The 17,755-nt window shown below is 63.1% G+C and carries 17 protein-coding genes; 11 read left to right on the forward strand and 6 right to left on the reverse strand.

Annotated features, from left to right (window positions below; genetic code table 11):
* Nucleotides 1-186 precede the first annotated feature (186 nt).
* Together HCN58_RS19830 and HCN58_RS19835 are read left to right on the forward strand one after the other, a co-directional pair.
* Nucleotides 187-888, forward strand: a complete 702-nt coding sequence (locus tag HCN58_RS19830; RefSeq protein ID WP_171581066.1) for an SDR family NAD(P)-dependent oxidoreductase — start codon at nt 187-189, stop codon at nt 886-888.
* Between the two features lie 129 nt (nt 889-1,017).
* A complete protein-coding gene (locus tag HCN58_RS19835; RefSeq protein WP_171581067.1) occupies nt 1,018-1,848 on the forward strand; it encodes an enoyl-CoA hydratase in 831 nt (276 codons plus the stop codon).
* A 128-nt stretch (nt 1,849-1,976) separates the two neighbouring features.
* Here HCN58_RS19835 and HCN58_RS19840 read toward each other — a convergent pair whose 3' ends face one another.
* The 3 genes from HCN58_RS19840 to HCN58_RS19850 form a co-directional block, all read right to left on the reverse strand.
* A complete protein-coding gene (locus tag HCN58_RS19840) occupies nt 1,977-2,378 on the reverse strand; it encodes a nuclear transport factor 2 family protein (protein WP_171581068.1) in 402 nt (133 codons plus the stop codon).
* 118 nt (nt 2,379-2,496) lie between these two features.
* Nucleotides 2,497-3,117: a GNAT family N-acetyltransferase gene (locus HCN58_RS19845; RefSeq protein ID WP_171581069.1), complete on the reverse strand. Its 621-nt coding sequence runs from the start codon at nt 3,115-3,117 to the stop codon at nt 2,497-2,499.
* A 72-nt stretch (nt 3,118-3,189) separates the two neighbouring features.
* Nucleotides 3,190-3,393 carry a DUF1127 domain-containing protein gene (locus tag HCN58_RS19850; RefSeq protein ID WP_171581070.1) on the reverse strand — a complete coding sequence of 68 codons (204 nt, stop codon included), beginning with the start codon at nt 3,391-3,393 and terminating at the stop codon, nt 3,190-3,192.
* 115 nt (nt 3,394-3,508) lie between these two features.
* Here HCN58_RS19850 and HCN58_RS19855 point away from each other — a divergent pair, with 115 nt between their 5' ends.
* The 7 genes from HCN58_RS19855 (at nt 3,509) to HCN58_RS19885 (ending at nt 13,288) form a co-directional block, all read left to right on the forward strand.
* Nucleotides 3,509-4,408, forward strand: a complete 900-nt coding sequence (locus HCN58_RS19855; RefSeq protein ID WP_171581071.1) for a transcriptional regulator GcvA — start codon at nt 3,509-3,511, stop codon at nt 4,406-4,408.
* A 191-nt stretch (nt 4,409-4,599) separates the two neighbouring features.
* Nucleotides 4,600-5,991, forward strand: coding sequence for an FAD-dependent tricarballylate dehydrogenase TcuA (gene tcuA / locus HCN58_RS19860; RefSeq protein WP_283814612.1), 1,392 nt, complete (start codon nt 4,600-4,602; stop codon nt 5,989-5,991).
* A 185-nt stretch (nt 5,992-6,176) separates the two neighbouring features.
* Nucleotides 6,177-7,202 (forward strand): alpha/beta hydrolase, encoded by a 1,026-nt coding sequence (locus HCN58_RS19865; RefSeq protein WP_171581073.1) that lies wholly within the window; start codon nt 6,177-6,179, stop codon nt 7,200-7,202.
* A gap of 33 nt (nt 7,203-7,235) precedes the next feature.
* Nucleotides 7,236-8,351: a tricarballylate utilization 4Fe-4S protein TcuB gene (gene tcuB / locus HCN58_RS19870; RefSeq protein WP_171581074.1), complete on the forward strand. Its 1,116-nt coding sequence runs from the start codon at nt 7,236-7,238 to the stop codon at nt 8,349-8,351.
* Nucleotides 8,352-8,643: 292 nt separating this feature from the next.
* On the forward strand, nt 8,644-10,092 hold the full coding sequence (locus tag HCN58_RS19875; RefSeq protein WP_171581075.1) for an HlyD family secretion protein: 1,449 nt from the start codon (nt 8,644-8,646) through the stop codon (nt 10,090-10,092).
* Complete coding sequence (locus tag HCN58_RS19880; RefSeq protein ID WP_235983743.1) at nt 10,089-11,312, forward strand: hypothetical protein; 1,224 nt, start codon at nt 10,089-10,091, stop codon at nt 11,310-11,312. The genes HCN58_RS19875 and HCN58_RS19880 overlap by 4 nt, the downstream gene beginning before the upstream one ends.
* Entirely contained in the window at nt 11,309-13,288 is a 1,980-nt protein-coding gene (locus tag HCN58_RS19885; RefSeq protein WP_210266072.1) for a glycosyltransferase family 2 protein, read from the forward strand. Before HCN58_RS19880 ends, HCN58_RS19885 begins: the two co-directional genes overlap by 4 nt.
* Before the next feature lie 23 nt (nt 13,289-13,311).
* On the opposite strand, the gene HCN58_RS19890 is transcribed toward HCN58_RS19885, so the two are convergent.
* From HCN58_RS19890 to HCN58_RS19900, 3 genes are read right to left on the reverse strand one after another with little or no spacing between them, the layout of a single operon-like run.
* Entirely contained in the window at nt 13,312-13,725 is a 414-nt protein-coding gene (locus HCN58_RS19890) for a Rieske (2Fe-2S) protein (RefSeq protein ID WP_171581076.1), read from the reverse strand.
* A 51-nt stretch (nt 13,726-13,776) separates the two neighbouring features.
* A complete protein-coding gene (locus tag HCN58_RS19895; RefSeq protein WP_171581077.1) occupies nt 13,777-14,880 on the reverse strand; it encodes an amidohydrolase family protein in 1,104 nt (367 codons plus the stop codon).
* On the reverse strand, nt 14,877-15,956 hold the full coding sequence (locus HCN58_RS19900) for an amidohydrolase family protein (protein WP_171581078.1): 1,080 nt from the start codon (nt 15,954-15,956) through the stop codon (nt 14,877-14,879). The genes HCN58_RS19895 and HCN58_RS19900 overlap by 4 nt, the downstream gene beginning before the upstream one ends.
* Nucleotides 15,957-16,096: 140 nt before the next feature.
* On the opposite strand from HCN58_RS19900, the gene HCN58_RS19905 reads away from it, so the two are divergent.
* Nucleotides 16,097-16,579, forward strand: a complete 483-nt coding sequence (locus HCN58_RS19905) for a CinA family protein (RefSeq protein WP_171581079.1) — start codon at nt 16,097-16,099, stop codon at nt 16,577-16,579.
* A 210-nt stretch (nt 16,580-16,789) separates the two neighbouring features.
* On the forward strand, nt 16,790-17,593 hold the full coding sequence (locus HCN58_RS19910) for a hypothetical protein (RefSeq protein WP_235983744.1): 804 nt from the start codon (nt 16,790-16,792) through the stop codon (nt 17,591-17,593).
* Nucleotides 17,594-17,755: the final 162 nt, after the last annotated feature.

Here is a 17,755-nt window from a genome sequence, read left to right on the forward strand (position 1 = left end):
AACAAGCATAATTGGAGGGGCCGCCCATGGCGGACGGATACCGCGTCATCGGCGTCGATATGTCCCCTACTCGATCAGCTCCGCTGTGATGCCCGACGGTACTGGCACTCCGCTGTGGCGGCCGCGGCTTGCCTTGCGCGATTGCGCACCTAGATACCGAGTCCCGGCCTTCTCTGGAGAGCGCTCATGGAAATTCCCAGCTACAAGATTGCCCTGATCGTCGGCGTCGGCGAGGGATTGAGCGCATCGCTGGCGCGACTGTTTGCGCGCGAAGGCATCAAGATTGCGCTCGCCGCGCGCAAGGTCGAGAAGCTTGGCGCGCTCTGTACCGAGACCGGCGCCCGCGCCTTTGCCTGCAACGCTACCGAGGCCGAGGAGGTGGAGCGGCTGTTCGGCATGGTCGAGCGCGAGATCGGCACGCCTGACATCGTCGTCTATAACGCCAGCGCCCGCGCACGCGGCGCCTTCACCGACCTGGTTCCGGCCGAAGTTGCGAACGCGATCGCGGTCTCGGCTTTCGGCGGCTTCCTGGTGGCGCAGCAGGCGGCGATACGCATGCTGCCGAACAGGCACGGCGCGATCCTGTTCACCGGCGCCTCCGCCAGCGTCAAGGGCTATCCGCAATCGGCGCCGTTCGCGATGGGCAAATTCGCGCTGCGGGGGCTGGCCCAGAGCATGGCGCGCGAATTGTCGCCGCAAGGCATCCATGTCGCGCATTTCGTCATCGACGGCGGCATCCGCAGCGCTGCGCGTGCCGAACCTGCCGACAGGCCGGACTCGATGCTCGATCCCGACGCGATTGCATTGAGCTACTGGAACGTGCTGCAGCAACCGCGCAGCGCCTGGAGCTGGGAAGTCGAATTGCGGCCGTGGGTGGAGAAGTTTTGATTCGAGTCATTCCGGGGGCGCGAAGCGAACTATGGTGCGCAATTGCGCACCTGAGAATCTCGAGATTCCAGGTCTGGTCCTTCGAACCATCCCGGAATGACGGAGCCAAATAGCAAACTGAGGGGCGACATGACCACCGAAACCAAGATCGACACCGGCACCGACGAATTGCTCTGCGTGATCCGCGACCGCGTCGCCATCATCACGCTGAACCGTCCCGAAGCGCGCAACGCGTTCTCGGATACGCTGACGCCGGCGCTTCGCGGCATGATCAAGACCTGCGGCGAGAACCCCGAGGTCGGCGCGCTCCTGCTGACCGGCGCAGGCACCGCGTTCTGCGCCGGCGGCAACGTCAAGGGCATGGGCGCGCATCGCGACAAGAAGAAGCTCGAAATGTCGTATGACGAGAAGGTTGCCGACCTGCAGGAGCGGCAGCGCTTGTTGACCGGCGCGCTGGTCTCGGTGCGCAAGCCGACCATAGCCGCCCTGCCCGGCCCCGCGGTCGGCGCTGGCCTTGCGCTCGCGCTGGCCTGCGACATCAGAATCGCGGCGCAATCGGCGTTCATCTCCACCGGCTACGTCCGCGTCGCGCTCTCCGGCGACTACGGCATCGCCTGGCTGTTGACGCGGTTGGTCGGCACCTCGCGGGCGCGCGAGCTGATGTTTACCGGCGAAAAGGTGGATGCCGCCAGATGCGAAGCGATCGGCCTCGTCAACCGCGTGGTGCCCGACGACAAGCTGCAAGCCGAGGCCTTTGCGCTGGCCAAATCCATGGCCGAAGGCCCGACGCTCGCGCTCCGCTACATCAAGGACAATCTCGACGAAGCGCTCCAGTTCGACTTCGCCACCGCGCGCGACCATGAGGCCGAACGTCTCGTGCGCCTGACCACGACCGCCGATCACAAAGAAGCGGTTCAGGCCTTTATCGACAAGCGCAAGCCGGTGTTCAGGGGAGGTTGAGCTTCTTTTCCCGCATGAGAGCATGCCGTAGCCCGGATGGAGCGGAGCGAAATCCGGGGCAAGTCTCACATGCGGGTAGACCGATCCCGGATTGCGCTTCGCTCCATCGGGGCTACGAGATTTCGACTCTAGATCGGGTTCTCCGCGAACAGCCGCGCCACCATCACCGAATCAAGGTAGGCTCGCACGCGAACGATGGTGTCGTTCCTGAAATAGCAGACCCAGCAATAATGGTTGTCGAAGCGAAAGCCGTTTTTCGCGGTCGCTTCGGAATGCAGCTCCACGATCGCGACATCGTCCTGCACGATCAGATTATCAACGTGCAGCTGTGCCCCGTTTGGCAACACCTTGCCGAGCTTGGCGAACGTGCCAGCGACGAAATCGGCCTTGGATTTGTAATGACCGGCGAGCGGGTGCGTGCCCATGACGGTCCAGTCGACGTCATCGGCGACCTGGGCGAAGAATCCGGCGCCATCGCCATTCTCAAGGCCGGCGAAAATCTTCCGCACGAATCCAGCATCGGCTGCCATGGCCGGCCCTCCCATTTGCCAGGCGCAGGCTAGTCCGGGGCACCGGGATTATCAACGCCGTGGCTGTCTGCGGAGAAAAATGGCCCGGTTCTGGTGCGGCCAGAACCGGGCTCAGTGGTCAAACCGCAAGCGAGGACATTGCGCTCGGAGAGGCGGCGGCGAGCCGCCAACTGGCGCATGGGATTTCCTGCGGTTCGAGGTGGATTTCTTTCTGAAAGCGCGTCAGCTTCCAGTCGCCGGGCGTATTGGTGAAGGCGTAGCCTGCCTTGCGGGCAAGCGCGATCATGGCGTCGTTGGAACGCAGCGTGTCGCCGAAGACGCGTTCGGCGCCGAACGCGGCCGCGCGGCATTCGAGATTTTTCAACAGCGCCTTGCCGATGCCGTGACCCTGCCAACGGTCGTCGATCGAGAGGCCGAATTCGATTCCAGCAGTCTCGCTGTCGAAGGCATAGCGCGCTTCGCCGACGATGGTCTCGCGGCCCTCGATCGCCATCGTCGCGATCACGCTGAAGCGATCGGCCTCGCCGACATGAATGAAGCGCTCGAGTTCGGATGGCGGCAGTTCGCTGGCGGCGCCGAGGAAACGGTTGTAGCGGGAACGCGTCGATAGCGCGCGGAAATAGTTCTGCAGCGCCTCGGCGTCGCGCGGCTCGACGAAGCGCACGGCCACAGCCTGGCGGTACCGCGAGCGCAGTACGTCCGAATACTGCCTGAGATCGTCCAAACGCAGCCTGGTCATCGCGCGCTCCCGCCGGTCCTCAATGAAATGGCCGGCGTCCCCCTGACGAGGCGACGCCGGCCTGGCTGCGATCTAAGCCCGCCAGAACGGTTTTTCGGCCTCATAGGCGACGTCGCTCCAGGAGATGCCGATGTCGTGCAGGTCCCGGTCCGACCACTTGGCCAGTTCGCGGCGCGACTGGTAGCGCTGCCGCCAAACATGGAGGGTCTCGGCCAGGTGGCCCAAAATCCCCGTTCCATGATGATTTATCATCGATTCATGCGTGTAAGTGGACATTTTCGGCTCCTGTAGTAATCTGTTGGCGCTAATATCTGCGCTTTAGGGGCCGTTCACAAACGATACTTTGTACCGCTTCGGATGATATAAACTCATATACCAGGAGGATCGGGAAATGACTGCCAGACTGCCGTCGCTGAATGGTCTGCGCGCCTTCGAGGCAGCCGCCCGGCATCTGAGCTTCACGCAGGCCGCCTCCGAGCTGAACGTCACGCAGACCGCGATCAGCCACCAGATAAAGCGGCTGGAGGAAGAGCTCGGGGTTCGCCTCTTTGTCCGCCAGAACCGCTCGCTGACGCTGACGGCGGAAGCGCAGGACTACCTTCCCGGCATCCGCGCCGCCTTCAACGATCTCCGCCTCGCAACCGATCGCCTGCTGCGGAAAGACGACGACCATGTGCTGACGGTCTCGACGCTGGCCTCGCTGGCCGCCAAATGGCTGCTCCCCCGGCTCACGGCTTTTCAGGAGGCACAACCGGGGATCGACGTTCGCATCACGACCTCGACCAGTCTCGTCGACTTCCACCGTGACAAGGTCGATGCCGCGATCCGTTACGGCCGCGGCCAGTGGGCGGGCGTTCGCGCCGACTGGCTGATGGCGGACGAGCTCTTCCCGGTATGCAGCCCCGCGCTGCTCAAGGGCAGCAAGCCGCTGAAATGCCCGGAGGACCTCCGGGACCATGTGCTGCTCCACACCAGCAACGCGAATAGCGACGATTGGCGGCTGTGGCTGACGGCGGCCGGGTTGCCGGCCGATTTTTCGAAACAGCCGGGCGTGACCTTCGACATGATCTTCATGACGGTGCAGGCCGCGATCGACGGCCTCGGCGTTGCCATGGGCCGCACCGCCTATGTGCAGGAAGACATCGCCAAGGGGCGTCTGGTCGTTCCCTTCAAGATGGCGTTTCCGGTCGATGCCGGATTCTATCTGGTGTCGCCTGCGGGCAGAGCCGATCCGCCGAAACTGTCGGCGTTCCGGCAATGGCTGCTCGCCTCTGTGCAGAACCATTCCTGACGTGCTGATATTCCGTACAGCGCGTTGCATGCGACATAGTCGCATGCCGCGACGTCGATCGCTGATGCGGGCAACGAGAGACGTGACGCGGCCGTTGCATCAGGCTAGAAAATCGCTGGGGCGGATGGATTTGCCTGGCCGAGCGCCGGTTTGATTTCCAGGCCAACCACGAACAAGCGCGCATGGCCAATTTGAGTCAGAAGTTCGATGTGCTGGTGATCGGCGGCGGTAACGCCGCGCTATGTGCCGCCATCAGTGCCCGGCGCGCGGGCGCATCCGTGCTGGTGGTGGAAGGCGCGCCAAAGTTCTATCGCGGCGGCAATACCCGCCACACCCGCAACATGCGTTGCGCCCACGATGCCGCGACCGACATTCTTACCGGGCCGTACACCGAAGAGGAGTTCTGGGACGATCTGTTGCGCCTGACCGGCGGGCAGACCGACGAGGAACTAGCCAAATTCATGATCAGCGAGTCCAAGGACATCCTGAACTGGATCGTCAAACAGGGCGTGCGCTGGCAGCCCTCGCTCGGCGGCACGCTGAGCCTCGGCCGCACCAACTCGTTCTTCCTCGGCGGTGGCCGGGCGATGCTGAACGCGCTCTATCTCACCGCCGAAAAACTCGGCGTCGAGATCGTCTACGACGCCGAGGTCACCGACCTTCAAATCGAAGATGGCATGTTCCTGTGCGCCAAGCTGAAGCAGCCGGTCGATGGCGCCGCCGAAATCCGCGCCTCGGCGCTGGTGGCCGCTGCCGGCGGCTTCGAGGCCAATGTCGAATGGCTCAAGGAATATTGGGGCGAGGCCGCCGACAATTTCCTGATCCGCGGCACGCCCTATAACCGTGGCACGATCCTGAAAATGCTGCTCGACAAGGGCGTGCAGGACATCGGCGATCCCACGCAATGCCATGCGGTCGCGATCGACGCCCGCGCGCCGAAATTCGACGGCGGCATCATCACGCGCCACGACTCGGTCGTGTTCGGCATCGTCGTCAACAAGCACGCCCAGCGCTTCTATGACGAAGGCGAGGATATCTGGCCGAAGCGTTACGCGATCTGGGGCCGGTTGGTGGCCGCGCAACCCGACCAGATCGCCTACATCATTTTCGATGCCTCGGTTCGCAACAGCTTTATGCCGACGCTGTTTCCGCCGATCGAAGGCGGCAGCATTGCGGAGCTCGCCGGCAAGCTCGAGCTCGATCCGGCGGCATTGCAGAAGACCATCACCGAGTTCAATGCGGCGGTTAAGCCTGGCACCTTCGACCACACGATACTGGATGATTGCCGTACCGAAGGCATCACGCCGCCGAAGACGCATTGGGCGCGCAAAATCGAGACGCCGCCTTATCTCGCCTATCCGGTGCGGCCCGGCATCACCTTCACCTATCTCGGTACCCGCGTGAACAGACAGGCGCGCATGCTGATGAAGGATGGCAAGCCCTCCGCCAACATGTTCGCCGCCGGCGAGATCATGGCCGGCAACGTGCTCGGCAAGGGTTACGCGGCCGGCATCGGCATGACCATCGGCAGCGTGTTCGGTCGAGTAGCGGGACGGGAAGCGGCGAAGAATGCGCGGAATTAGTGAGTCTCCTCGCCCCGCCCTTCGCGGGGTCGAGACGAGCGAAGCTCGCTCTGGGAGGTCAGATTGCGCAGCAATCCGGGTGAGGGGTTGTCTCCGCAAACGCAGTGCGTGGAGAGAGCCCTCACCCCGACCCTCTCCCCGCTAAGGGCGGGGAGAGGGAGAAGAGATCGGAGAGAGGAAACATCATGTCGCGCATTGCATTTATCGCAGCCCTACTGACTGCACCCACGCTGGCCCACGCTGCCGAGCCGATCGCGCTGCGCGATATGGGCTCGTTCCATATCGGCGGACGCTTGGTCGAAATTTCCGGCAAGCCGGTGAAGGAAGTGACCTTCACCCCCGGCGGTGTGCCCGCAAAAGTCGATCCCAACGGCACCTATCAGGTCGAGCAGATGTATGTGCAGTATTTTCTGCCCGCCAACGAAAAGGGCGCCTATCCACTCCTGATGTGGCATGGCGGCGGCCTGACCGGCGTGACCTACGAAACGACGCCCGACGGGCGCGAGGGCTGGCTGAACTATTTTCTGCGCAAAGGCTGGGCCGTCTACAATTCCGACGCAGTCGAGCGCGGTCGTGCCGGCTGGGCGCAATATCCAGACATCTTCAAGGGCGAGCCGGTATTCCTCACGACAGCCAATCCATTCGAGCGCTTCCGCATCGGCGACGGCGCAGGCTCTTACGATCCCGATCCGGCCAAGCGGAAGCTGATGCCCGGCAGCCAGTTTCCGAACGAGGGCTACGAGAACTTCGTCAAGCAGAACGTGCCGCGCTGGACCACGACTGACGACGCCATCATTGCCGCCTATATCGCCGAGATCGACCGCGTCGGCCCTTCAATTATCCTGTTCCACAGCCAGGCCGGCAGTTTCGGCTTCAAGGTGGCGCAGGCGCGGCCCGACAAGGTCAAGGCGCTGATTGCGATCGAGCCGGCCGGCCTCGGCGATCCCGCCAGGGTCGATGTCCTGATAAACATCCCGACGCTGATCGTCTATGGCGATTACATCGAGAAGGATTCGCGCTGGCCGAAGATTCGCGCCAACGGCATTGCCTTCGCGGATGCCATCAAGGCCGCCGGGGGCCGGGTCGATGTCATCGACCTGCCGCAGGTCGGGATCAAGGGCAATTCGCATATGGTGATGATGGACAAGAACAACGCCGAAGTCGCGGGCCTGATCCAGAAGTGGCTGGAGAGCCAGGGGCTGACGAAGTAAGCGGGTTTTTGCTTGAGGGGCAGGAAGCAACGGATGCACGGAACGCGAATCCTTGACGAAGCCGACCGCCTCATGACGGTCTGCAATTCCTGCCGCTATTGCGAGGGCCTCTGCGCGGTATTTCCGGCGATGGAAATGCGCCGCGCGTTTTCCGACGGCGACCTCAATTATCTTGCCAATCTCTGCCACGCCTGCGGCGCCTGCTACACGGATTGCCAGTTCTCGCCGCCGCATCAATTCAACGTCAATGTCCCGAAGACGCTTGCGGTGGCGCGCACTGAATCCTGGGCGGCCTATGTCTGGCCGCGCGCCTTTGCAGGCGCCTTCGCGCGCAACGGGCTCGTCATCAGTCTTGTTGCCGCGCTCAGCGTTGCCGCATTCATTTTCGGCTTCGCCGCTTGGCACGACCGGCAGGTGCTGTTTGGCACGCACACCGGGCCGGGCGCATTTTACAAACTGATGCCGCACAACGCGATGGCCGCGTTGTTCGGCTCGGCGTTTCTCTACGCGGTCGTTGCTTTGATGATGGGCGTGCGCGCGTTCTGGCGCGACATCGGCGAGCCCGTCGGCATGAAGACCGATGCTTCTGCGCTGTTGCAGGCCATCCGCGATGCCGGCGAGTTGCGCTACCTCGATGGCGGCGGCGTCGGCTGTTTCAACGAGGATGACCGCCCGACCGACCGCCGCCGGTTCTATCACCACTTCACCTTCTACGGCTTTGCATTGTGCTTCGCCTCGACCTGCGTTGCGACGCTCTATCACTATCTGCTGGCGCGGCAGGCACCTTATGCATGGTGGGATCTTCCGGTGGTCCTCGGCACGCTCGGCGGCATCGGCTTGTTGATCGGGCCGATCGGCTTGCTCGCCGAGCGATCGAAGCGCGATTCCGTGCTGGTCGATGAAGCGCGTTACGGTATGGATGTCGCGTTCATCGTCATGCTGTTCCTGACCAGTCTCACAGGCATGGCGCTGCTGGTGTTACGTGAGACGGCAGCTATGGGACCGCTGCTGGCGCTGCATCTCGGCGTGGTGTTTTCGCTGTTCGTCACCATGCCCTATGGCAAGTTCGTGCACGGCATCTATCGTTTCGCCGCGCTGGTGCGCTATGCGCGGGAGCGCAGGGCGATGGCGCAAGGGGCAGGCGAATAGCATTCTTCGGCATGGGCCAGCGAAGCGATGCAATCGTGATGTCATGCATGGAGAAATGTCCATAATGATATTGAGCCTGATCTTTGTTGATGATGTCGCGGATGTGATCGCGCGCAACGCAAGTTGATCGAGCAGTTCCCGCTGACAACTTATGCAGCTTTTTCCCAAAAGAACTTGAACCAAACGAGCCCCGCACTGTTTGCAGTGCAAGTTCACAAAGGCAACCCGGATGGAACCGGAAGCCGATCCTGAGGAAGCGCTCTTTCGGGCGCCACCAACCGAGAGAGAGCTGATGAGCAATCCGTCCTCCGGCCGGCGAAATCCGGCAATCCTGAGAGTTTCCGCCATCGGCGTGGCCGGGCTGTTATCGGCGCTAATGGTGACGGCGGTGGCGCCGCCGATCGTCGCCGATCAATCCGACCGCGCCGTCGTCAACGCGCCGGTGACGCTGCTGACCGCGCCGATCGGCGGCGAAATCGACGCGCTGACGGCGCTTCCCGGCAGTGACGTCCGTGATGGCGACAGGCTGGCGCAGATCAGCAATCCAAGGGTCGACCGCGGCACGCTCATCTCGCTGGAAGAAAAATCATCCGACGCACGTCAGAAGCTCGATGCGACACGGGCAAAGGGTGACTCCGACCGCGCCTATGTCGCTTCCCTCGACGCCGAGCTCGCCAGCCAGGCCCAGCAACTCAAGATGCAATTCCAGTCGCAGATCGAGGAGCTGCGCGCCCGGGTCGCGCAATCCAACGCCCAGAGCGGCGAAAAGAAGGCCTTGGTGGAACGGCAAAGCAACATGGTGACCCGCAATGCCGCAAGCATGGACATGCTCAGGCCGACCACGCAGCAATTTAGTGCGGCGTTACATAACGCGGACGCAGAGGGCGCCAAGCTGAACCAGAAAATCGCGCAGCTCGATGCCCTGAGCAAGGGCATCTATGTCGGAGACGAGCTGATTGCGCTGAACAATCTGGCTCAAAAGCGCCGGGACATCGACCTCGACGCCAAGCGCATGGAGATCGAGGAGAAGCAGCAGTCCGCCGTCCTCGCCGACCTGGAGCGCCTGATTGACGCCGAGCAGAAGCGGCTGGCGAGCCTCGCAGAAGCCGACGTGCGTTCCCGCGGCCCGGGCAAAGTGCTGACCATGGGCGCGGCAATGGGGCGTCATGTCAATGCCGGTGATACCATCAGCTCCATCGTCGATTGCGACAAACGCTTCGTGGTCGCCATCTTCTCCTATCGGCAGGGCCAAACCATGATGCCTGGTACCCGCGTCCGCATCGACGGCAGTTCTTTCCGGTCCGGCGTCGTCAGCGCGGTGTTGCCGAAAACGAGCGATAAGGTCGACGAGCGTTTTGCGGTGCCCTTTCCACAAACCGAACGGCGCGAGCTCTATGCGATGATAACCCCGGATGGCGCGAACGCGACTGGCGCGCAGGCGCAGGAAACGCAGACTTCGGACACCTCGACCTGCCCGGTCGGGCAGTGGGTGACGGTGACGCGCGACAACGGCATCGTGCCTTCAATGTCGGTCTCCTGGCGCCGGATCGGCAATCTTGTGGCATCATGGACTCATGAGGATAGCCGCAACCCCGACACCGCGCAAAATCACCCGGTCGACGCGAATACCCGCCGGGCCGGCATGGCGCGGCTGCAGGCCGCTTCCCGTTCCCCGGTGCCGCAGGCGCTGAAGGCAGACGAAGACTGGTGGTCCCGAACCCGCGCACTCGTATCGCGATGAAGCAAGCGCTCGCGATGGTATTGTGTGCCGCGGTCCTGGGTTCGTCGTCCGCTGCGAGCAGGCAGGCGGAAAAAGCCGGCGCGTTTTGCGCCGGACTGGACAAGGCGGTGGCGCCGCTCGTTGGAGACGCCGACGCGGTCTTTATCCGCAGCTATGCACCCGGCACGGATGAGGCGAGCCTGCCTTCGGGCATCGCCAGCACCGCCTTCGTCTACGACAACGCGCTCGCCGTCATTGCGCTGATCGCCTGCGGCAACATGGCGGCCGCGAAACCGATCGGCAACGCCTTGAGCCGGGCGGCCCGCAACGACCGGACCTTCAATGACGGCCGGATCCGCAACGCCTATCGCGCCGGCCCGGTCGGCAACGGCGCTCCCAATCTGCCGGGATGGTGGGACGAACGCGCTAAAATCTGGGCCGAGGATGCGGCGCAGGACGGCACCGCGACCGGCAACGTTGCATGGGCGGCCTTGGCGCTGCTGACGCTGCACCAGGCGACGCACGATCCGCAGTATCTCGCCGACGCGAAAGGCCTGATCGACTGGATCATCGTCGCGACCGCCTGCGATGAAGGCTTCTGTGGCGGCTTTCACGGCTATGATCCGCAGCAGGTCAAGCTCACCTGGATGTCGACGGAGCACAATGTGGACGTCTCCGCCGCCGCCAATTGGCTGTTCCGTCTGACAGGCGAGCCGAAATATGCCGACGCGGCCAGGCAAGCCCGGCAGCTCGTCAATCGCGCCTTTCGCGGAGATCACTTCCTCCTCGGCACGAAACCCGACGGTAATCTTGCGGATGAAGGCCTGCTCGCGCTTGACGTTCAGCTCTGGCCCTGGATGGCCGCGCCCGATGCGCCTGCGGTCTGGCGAAATGCGCTCGGCTTCGCGCAAACGCACCTTGCGGTCGATGGCGGGTTCGATTTCAACGGCGATCGCGACGGCCTCTGGATCGAGGGGACAGCGCAGGCGGCACTGGCCTACCGGATCGCCGGCGACGCGGCGCAGAGCAACCGTCTGCTAACGGGCTTGAAGGCCGACCAAACACGCTCCGGTCTGCTCAACGCCGCGCGCACCGCGCGACTGACGACCGGGTTATCGATCGACCCGACCGGCACCGTGCCCGACTTCTTCTACTACCGCCGCCCGCACCTCGGCGCGACAGCGTGGGCGGCGCTGGCCGAAACAGGCTGGAATCCGTTCACCGGGGAAAGAATACAATGATATTTCCGAGCGCCAGCGATGACCTGTCGATCCTGACCATCGATGCCGGAATCTTGCTCGGGCTTGTCGTGATGGCGCGGCTGCTCGACCCGCTGCGCGCCAAGGACCGCGTCCTGTTCGGCGTAACCGCGTCGGCGTTTCTGATCCTTTACGCACTCTGGCGATGGAACGATACGTTGCCGCCGTTTGCGCTCTCGGCCGAAAGCCTCTGGCCGCGGCTGTTCATTTCGTTCGAATTTCTCGCCATTCTCTACACGCTAATCTCGATCGTGATCCTGTTCCGCAGCACCGATCGCATCGCGCAGGCCGACGCGGCGCAACGCGAACTAGCTGGATCGCGAGGCTACCCCGCCGTCGACATCTTCATCTGCACCTATGACGAGCCGCTCGAAGTCCTCGAACGATCGATCCTCAGCGCGCTGGCGCTCGACTATCCCAATGCGACGGTCTGGGTGCTCGACGACACCAGGCGCGACTGGTTGCGCGACTATTGCGCACAAGTCGGCGCCAATCATCTGACGCGGCCGGACAACAGCGGCGCCAAAGCCGGCAACCTCAATCATGGGCTGGCGGCGACCGCGCGCGAGAGCAATGCGCCCGTCATCCTGGTGCTCGACGCCGACTTTGCACCACGGCGGGATTTTTTGAAACGCACGGTCGGCCTGCTGTTGTCCGATCCGGAGGTTGCGATCGTGCAGACGCCGCAATTTTACTACAACGCCGACCCGATCCAGCACAATCTGCTCGCCGGGAAGAGCTGGGTCGACGATCAACGCTTCTTCTTCGATATCTTTCAGCCGGCCAAGGACGCGTGGGGCTGCGCGTTTTGCGTCGGCACTTCGTTTGTCGTTCGCCGCGACCGGCTTGACGAGATCGGCGGCTTCCCGCAGCAAGCGATTTCGGAAGACATCAACCTCACCTACACGATGCTGGCGCGCGGCTACCGTACCTGGTGGCTGAACGAACCACTCAGCTTCGGGCTTTCGGCCGAAGGCATCCCGGAATACATCACCCAGCGCGCGCGGTGGTGCCTCGGCACCATACAGGTCGCCCTGCTCCCCAATGGTCCGCTGTTCGGCGGCGGCTTCAGCTTCACCCAGCGCTGGCACTATTTTCACGGGGTGCTGAACTGGCTCTGCAAACCATTCATGGTGCTGTTGCTGGTCGCGCCGACGATTTACTGGTTCGGCGGCCTGCCCGCTTTCGAGGCCGACTATCTCTCCTTCCTGCGCTACGGCGTGCCGGCGCTGCTCGGCCAAATCATCTACATGGGCTGGATCTCGCGCGGGCGGACGCTGCCGTTGTTCATGGAGGCCACCCACGCTGTCACCTGCTTTGCGGTGACCGCGACGCTCCTGAGCGCCATCGTCAAGCCGTTCGGTCGCCCCTTCAAGATTACCGACAAGGGCGGTGACCGCTCGACGCCGCGCGTCCATTGGAAGCTCGCCGGTATCTTTGGCTTGATCGCAGCAAGTTCCGCCGCCAGCATCCTGTGGGCATTCATCTCGCCCTATGCCGCCAGCGAAATTTCCTCGCTCGACTTCTTCAATTTGCTTTGGGCGGCCATTGCGATGCTGATCGCCTTCATCGCCTTTCTCGTCTGCTTCGAATTGCCCCGCAGCGGCGATGTGTTCGAAACGGATGAGCCCGCCTGGCTCTCCGGCGAAGGGAAAATCCTGTCGTGTCGCCTGGTCGGGGTGTCGCCGACTTCGGTGCGTTTCTCGGGTCCGGCCGGCGACGCGCTCGAGCTTGCAGGCTGGCGTTACCAGATTCATCTGGAGGGCTTGGGATGGACCGACATTTCCATGGTCTCGCGATCCGGCCACACCGTGCTGGCGCGGCTCGAGCCGAGCGCCGAACAGTATCGGCGGCTGGTGGTCCGGCTTTTCAGCGGGTCCTATGGCAATATCGCCGCCGTGGCCAGTCTTCGCGGCGCCCTGGCCGGGTTGCTGCGACGGGGATTTCGCGGCGCGTGATGCGTTCCAGTCCCGCCATAGGTCTACAAATCCACCACCACGTAGTCGCTCTCTACCGCGACTTTGATCGTCTCCGCGACATACGGCCCCTTCACCACGGCGGATCCGGGCTCGACATTCACGGGATAGGCCCGGGCGCGAAACCTTTTCGGGTCGCAATAGGATTGGCCTGTGCGGATGTCGAATTCCCAGCCGTGCCAGGGGCAGCGGATGATTTCGCCAAGCTTGGTGTATTCGATCTCGCCGGGGTTGGAGGATTGCGCCAGCCCGATCAGCGGGCCCTCGCACAGGGCCGCGCCCTGGTGCGGGCAGCGGTTCAACAGGCCGAAGAACTCGCCCTTGATGTTGAAGATCGCGATCGGCCGCTCGTCGATGATAAGGAATTTTCGCGTCCCCGGCGGTAACTCGTCCACCGGGGCAATAACGTGCCGCACCATCTTAATCTCTGCGCATGATCTGTTCGGAAAACCGGTGCCCACTTTTCCGGATCATGCGACACCGTACAGCTTCTTCGCGTTGCCGAGATAGAACGCTTCGCGGTTGGCCGCGCTGACGCCGGCCGGCAGGACGCGCGAGGGTTCATCAAAGTCCCAATGCGGGTAGTCGGTCGCGAACAACAGCTTGTCCCAGCCAATCCACTCGATCGTCTGGAACAGGTGATCGCGGCGCTCCGGATCTTCCATCGGCTGCGTCGTCCACCAGATGTGATCGCGGATGTATTCCGATGGTTTTCGCTTGAGATGCGGCACCTCGCTGTGCAGCTTCTCAAAGGTCTTGTCGAGCCGCCACGCTAGCGACGGTGCCCAGCCGAAGCCGGCTTCGATCATAACCATCTTCAGTTTCGAAAACCGCTCGAACACACCTTCGAGCACGAGGCTCGCCAGCGCGGTCTGCTGGCATTGCGAGTGGCCCACCATCTCCTCGATGTAGAAGCTTGGCCAGCCCGACGGGGTGAGCGGATTGCCGCCGAAGCCGAAGGCGTGGACGCCGACCGGCAGCCCGATCTCCTGCGCGGCCTCGTAGATCGGCCAGTAGCGGCGCTGCCCGAGCGGCTCGACGTTGCGGCTGAGCAGCAGCACCTGCACGAAGTTTGGGTCGCCCGCGCGCTTGCGGATTTCGGCGGCCGCCGTCGGACCGTCCTCGTTGGCGACGACGATCGAGCCCTTCAGGCGGGAATCCTTAGAAGTCCACCTCTCGATCTGCCAGTCGTTGATCGCGGAGCAGATCGCGCCGGCGAGATCCTGGTTGCGCAGGCCCTGCCCGCTGGCGAGCGGATTGAGCACGCCGAGCGCGACGTTATAGGGATCGAGAAGCTGCTTCTGCATGAAGGACAGCGAAGAGCCTTGCGGCCCGCCTTCCGGCGGCCAGGCATCGCGTCGCGAGGCATTCGGCTGCGCCTTCGGATAGGGCGGGCCTTCCATCATGCCGTGATAGGCCTGCTTGCCGTAGGTCTCGAGATGGGCGTGCCAGCGCTTTGCGAGGAACGGATAGAGCTCGGTCGCGGTCGCGCGCGCCGGATGGATATCGCAATCGGCAATCGCGGTTTTTAGGCTGAGGGATGTCGAAGGTTCTGGGCGGAACTGGACGTTCATGGCGTCGTCTCCTTCGCGAATTCCAGCCGGCCGTAGGTCGCGAGCGGGTTATCGATCATGATCTTGCGAACAAGATCGCCCGACAACCCCGGTGGCAGCACCTCGTCCCCGTCGAATTGCCAATGCGGATAGTCGGTCGAGAATAGGAGCAATTCGTCCGACTGCATATGGTCAAACAAGCGATTCAGGGTTGCCGGATCGGGCGGCGCATCGACCGGCTGCAGCGAGAAGCGGATGTTGCTGCGCACAATCTCCAGCGGCGCGCGATCGACCCACGGCGTTTCCATCCGGATGCCGCGCCAGAATTTGTGCAGGCGCCACAGGTAGGCCGGCAGCCAGGTAAAGCCCGATTCCAGCATCACCATCTTCAGGGCAGGATGCCGCGCGAACACGCCTTCGACAATCAGGCTGGTGAGCTGGGTCTGAAAGGCCGTTGCTTGGGCCACGTAATCCTCGATGTGATAGGAACCCCAGCCGATCGAGGTGGGCGGGTTGTGATAGGCGCTGCCGGCATGGATGCCGATGGTGAGGCCCAGCCGTTCGGCGGCGGCGTAGATCGGCCAATAGGCGCGTTTGCCCAAGGGCATGTCGCCCATCACGAGCAGTAATACCTGGACGAAGCGGCTATCCTTGCCGCAACGCTCGATCTCGGCGACTGATTTCTCCACGCTCTGGGTCGGGATCACGATCGAGCCGCGCAGCCGCGCATCCTTGTCCAGCCATTCTTTCACGAGCCAGTCGTTCAGCGCACGACAGAACGCGTCCTGCATATCCTCGGAGAACACCATCTGGACGCCGTAGAGCGGATTGCAGATGCCATAACGGACGCGAAACGGATCGAGCGCCTGCCGTTGCATGTCGGCGAGGTCCGAGCCCGGCTTGCCCTGCCCAGGCCGCCAGTCCGGCCGCGAGGAGATCGGCGAATTGGTCGGATAGGATTGCGAGACCAGGTCGGTCATGCCGCGCGTCGTTACCTGATCGCGCCAGTAGTCGTTCATGTAGGGCAACAGGCTGGTCAAATGCGGAACGGCGGGATGCAGGTCGCAATCCACGCCTCCCGCGATCGGCGACGTCATGGTGTTTCCTCGTATGCCCGCGCGACGCAGTTGTTTGGACGCATTCAATCAGGGCGGCGCGCACGCCGCAACTCGGCAAGCGTAACCCTCCTGTGTTAGGAAGGCATGACTGGACAAATGGCGTGCGCGCAGGAGTTGAAATGAACGAGCTTGTTACGATCGCAGAAAAGATCGCAGCGCAGTTAATCGCGAGGAAACAGACCATCGCGGTTGCGGAATCCTCGACCGGCGGCCTGATCTCGTCGGCGCTGCTGTCGGTGCCGGGCGCGTCGGCCTATTTTCTTGGCGGCGCGGTGGTCTACACGCGCGATGCCCGGCGGCTGTTAATGGACATCCCGGATGACGCCATGAAGGGCATTCGCTCGGCGTCCGAACCGTACGCGAAACTGCTCGCAAGCCAGGTCCGCCAGCGTTTTGCGACCGACTGGGGATTGTCGGAAACCGGCGCGACAGGCCCGACCGGCAACCGCTACGGCGACGCCGCCGGCCATAGCTGCATGGCAGTAGCGGGGCCGCAAAACGAAGTTTTTACGCTGGAGACCGGAAGCGCCGACCGGCAGGCCAACATGCAGGCGTTTGCGAAAACGACGCTGAATTTGCTGCTGGAGAATTTGTCGAGGTGAGGCAATCGTTGCCCGGTATGGAGCGCAGCGAATCCGGGGCAGTGCCGCCGGATGAATTGGTCCCGGATTGCGCTGCGCTCCATCCGGGCTACGTGATCAACCGTTACCTGAGGATCGCAACCATGCAACAACAGTTCGACCGCGCCGCAGAGGATCTCGGTAATTCGATCCATTTTCGAGCATGTCAACGTCACCATCCCCGATCAGCGGTTGGCGACACTGTTCTATGTCGCTGGGCTCGGGCTGACCCGCGATCCCTATCTAATGGTGTCGGACACCAACATGTGGGTCAATGTCGGCAGGAGTCAGTTTCATTTGCCGCAGGGCGCGCCGCAGGTGCTGCGCGGCCATACCGGCATCGTTATCGCGGGCCGCGCGGCGCTGCTCGACCGGCTCGCCTCGGTCGCAAAGAAGCTGGAGGGCACGGCGTTCGCGTTCAACGAGCGCAACGACCATATCGAGGCGATCTGCCCGTGGGGCAACCGCGTGCGCTGCTATGAGCCGGACGCCGCGCGCTTCGGGCGCATCACGCTCGGCATTCCCTATGTCGAATTCGACGTGCCGGCCGGGACGGCGAAACCGATCTGCGCCTTCTATCCCGCGATCATGGGCATGCAGGCCGAGTTCACGAACGGCGACGGCGCCGTGGCGCGCGTCAAGGCCGGAAAGAATCAGTATCTGCAGTTCCGCGAGACCGACCGTGCGCTGCCGGATTACGATGGTCATCACGTGCAGATCTACATCACGGACTTCTCGGGCCCTTATCGCCGCCTGAGCAAGCGCGGCCTGATCTCGCAGGAAGACAACCAGTATCAATACCGCTTCCGTGAAATCGTCGATCTCGAGAGCGGCCGGCACCTGTTCACCGTCGAACACGAGGTGCGCAGCGCCACGCACCCGATGTTCATGCGGCCGCTGGTCAACCGCAATCCGGCCGAGACCAACCGCACCTATGCTCCTGGCCATGAGCAATGGGCGTGGGCGATGGGGCCGGATGAGTATGACCTGAGGTAGTGGACGGCTGTTTCGAGGCCTCTCGCCGAAGCAGGTTCGACAGCGGGGCTTCAGCCTTCGAGACGCCGCTTTCGCGGCTCCTCAGGGATGAGGGAGACAGATAACCCGCGCGAACCTTTCAACCCTCATGGTGAGGAGCCTCGAAGCGGCGTCTCGAACCAT

This window comes from Bradyrhizobium australiense, from assembly GCF_013114825.1.
Lineage (GTDB): Bacteria > Pseudomonadota > Alphaproteobacteria > Rhizobiales > Xanthobacteraceae > Bradyrhizobium > Bradyrhizobium australiense.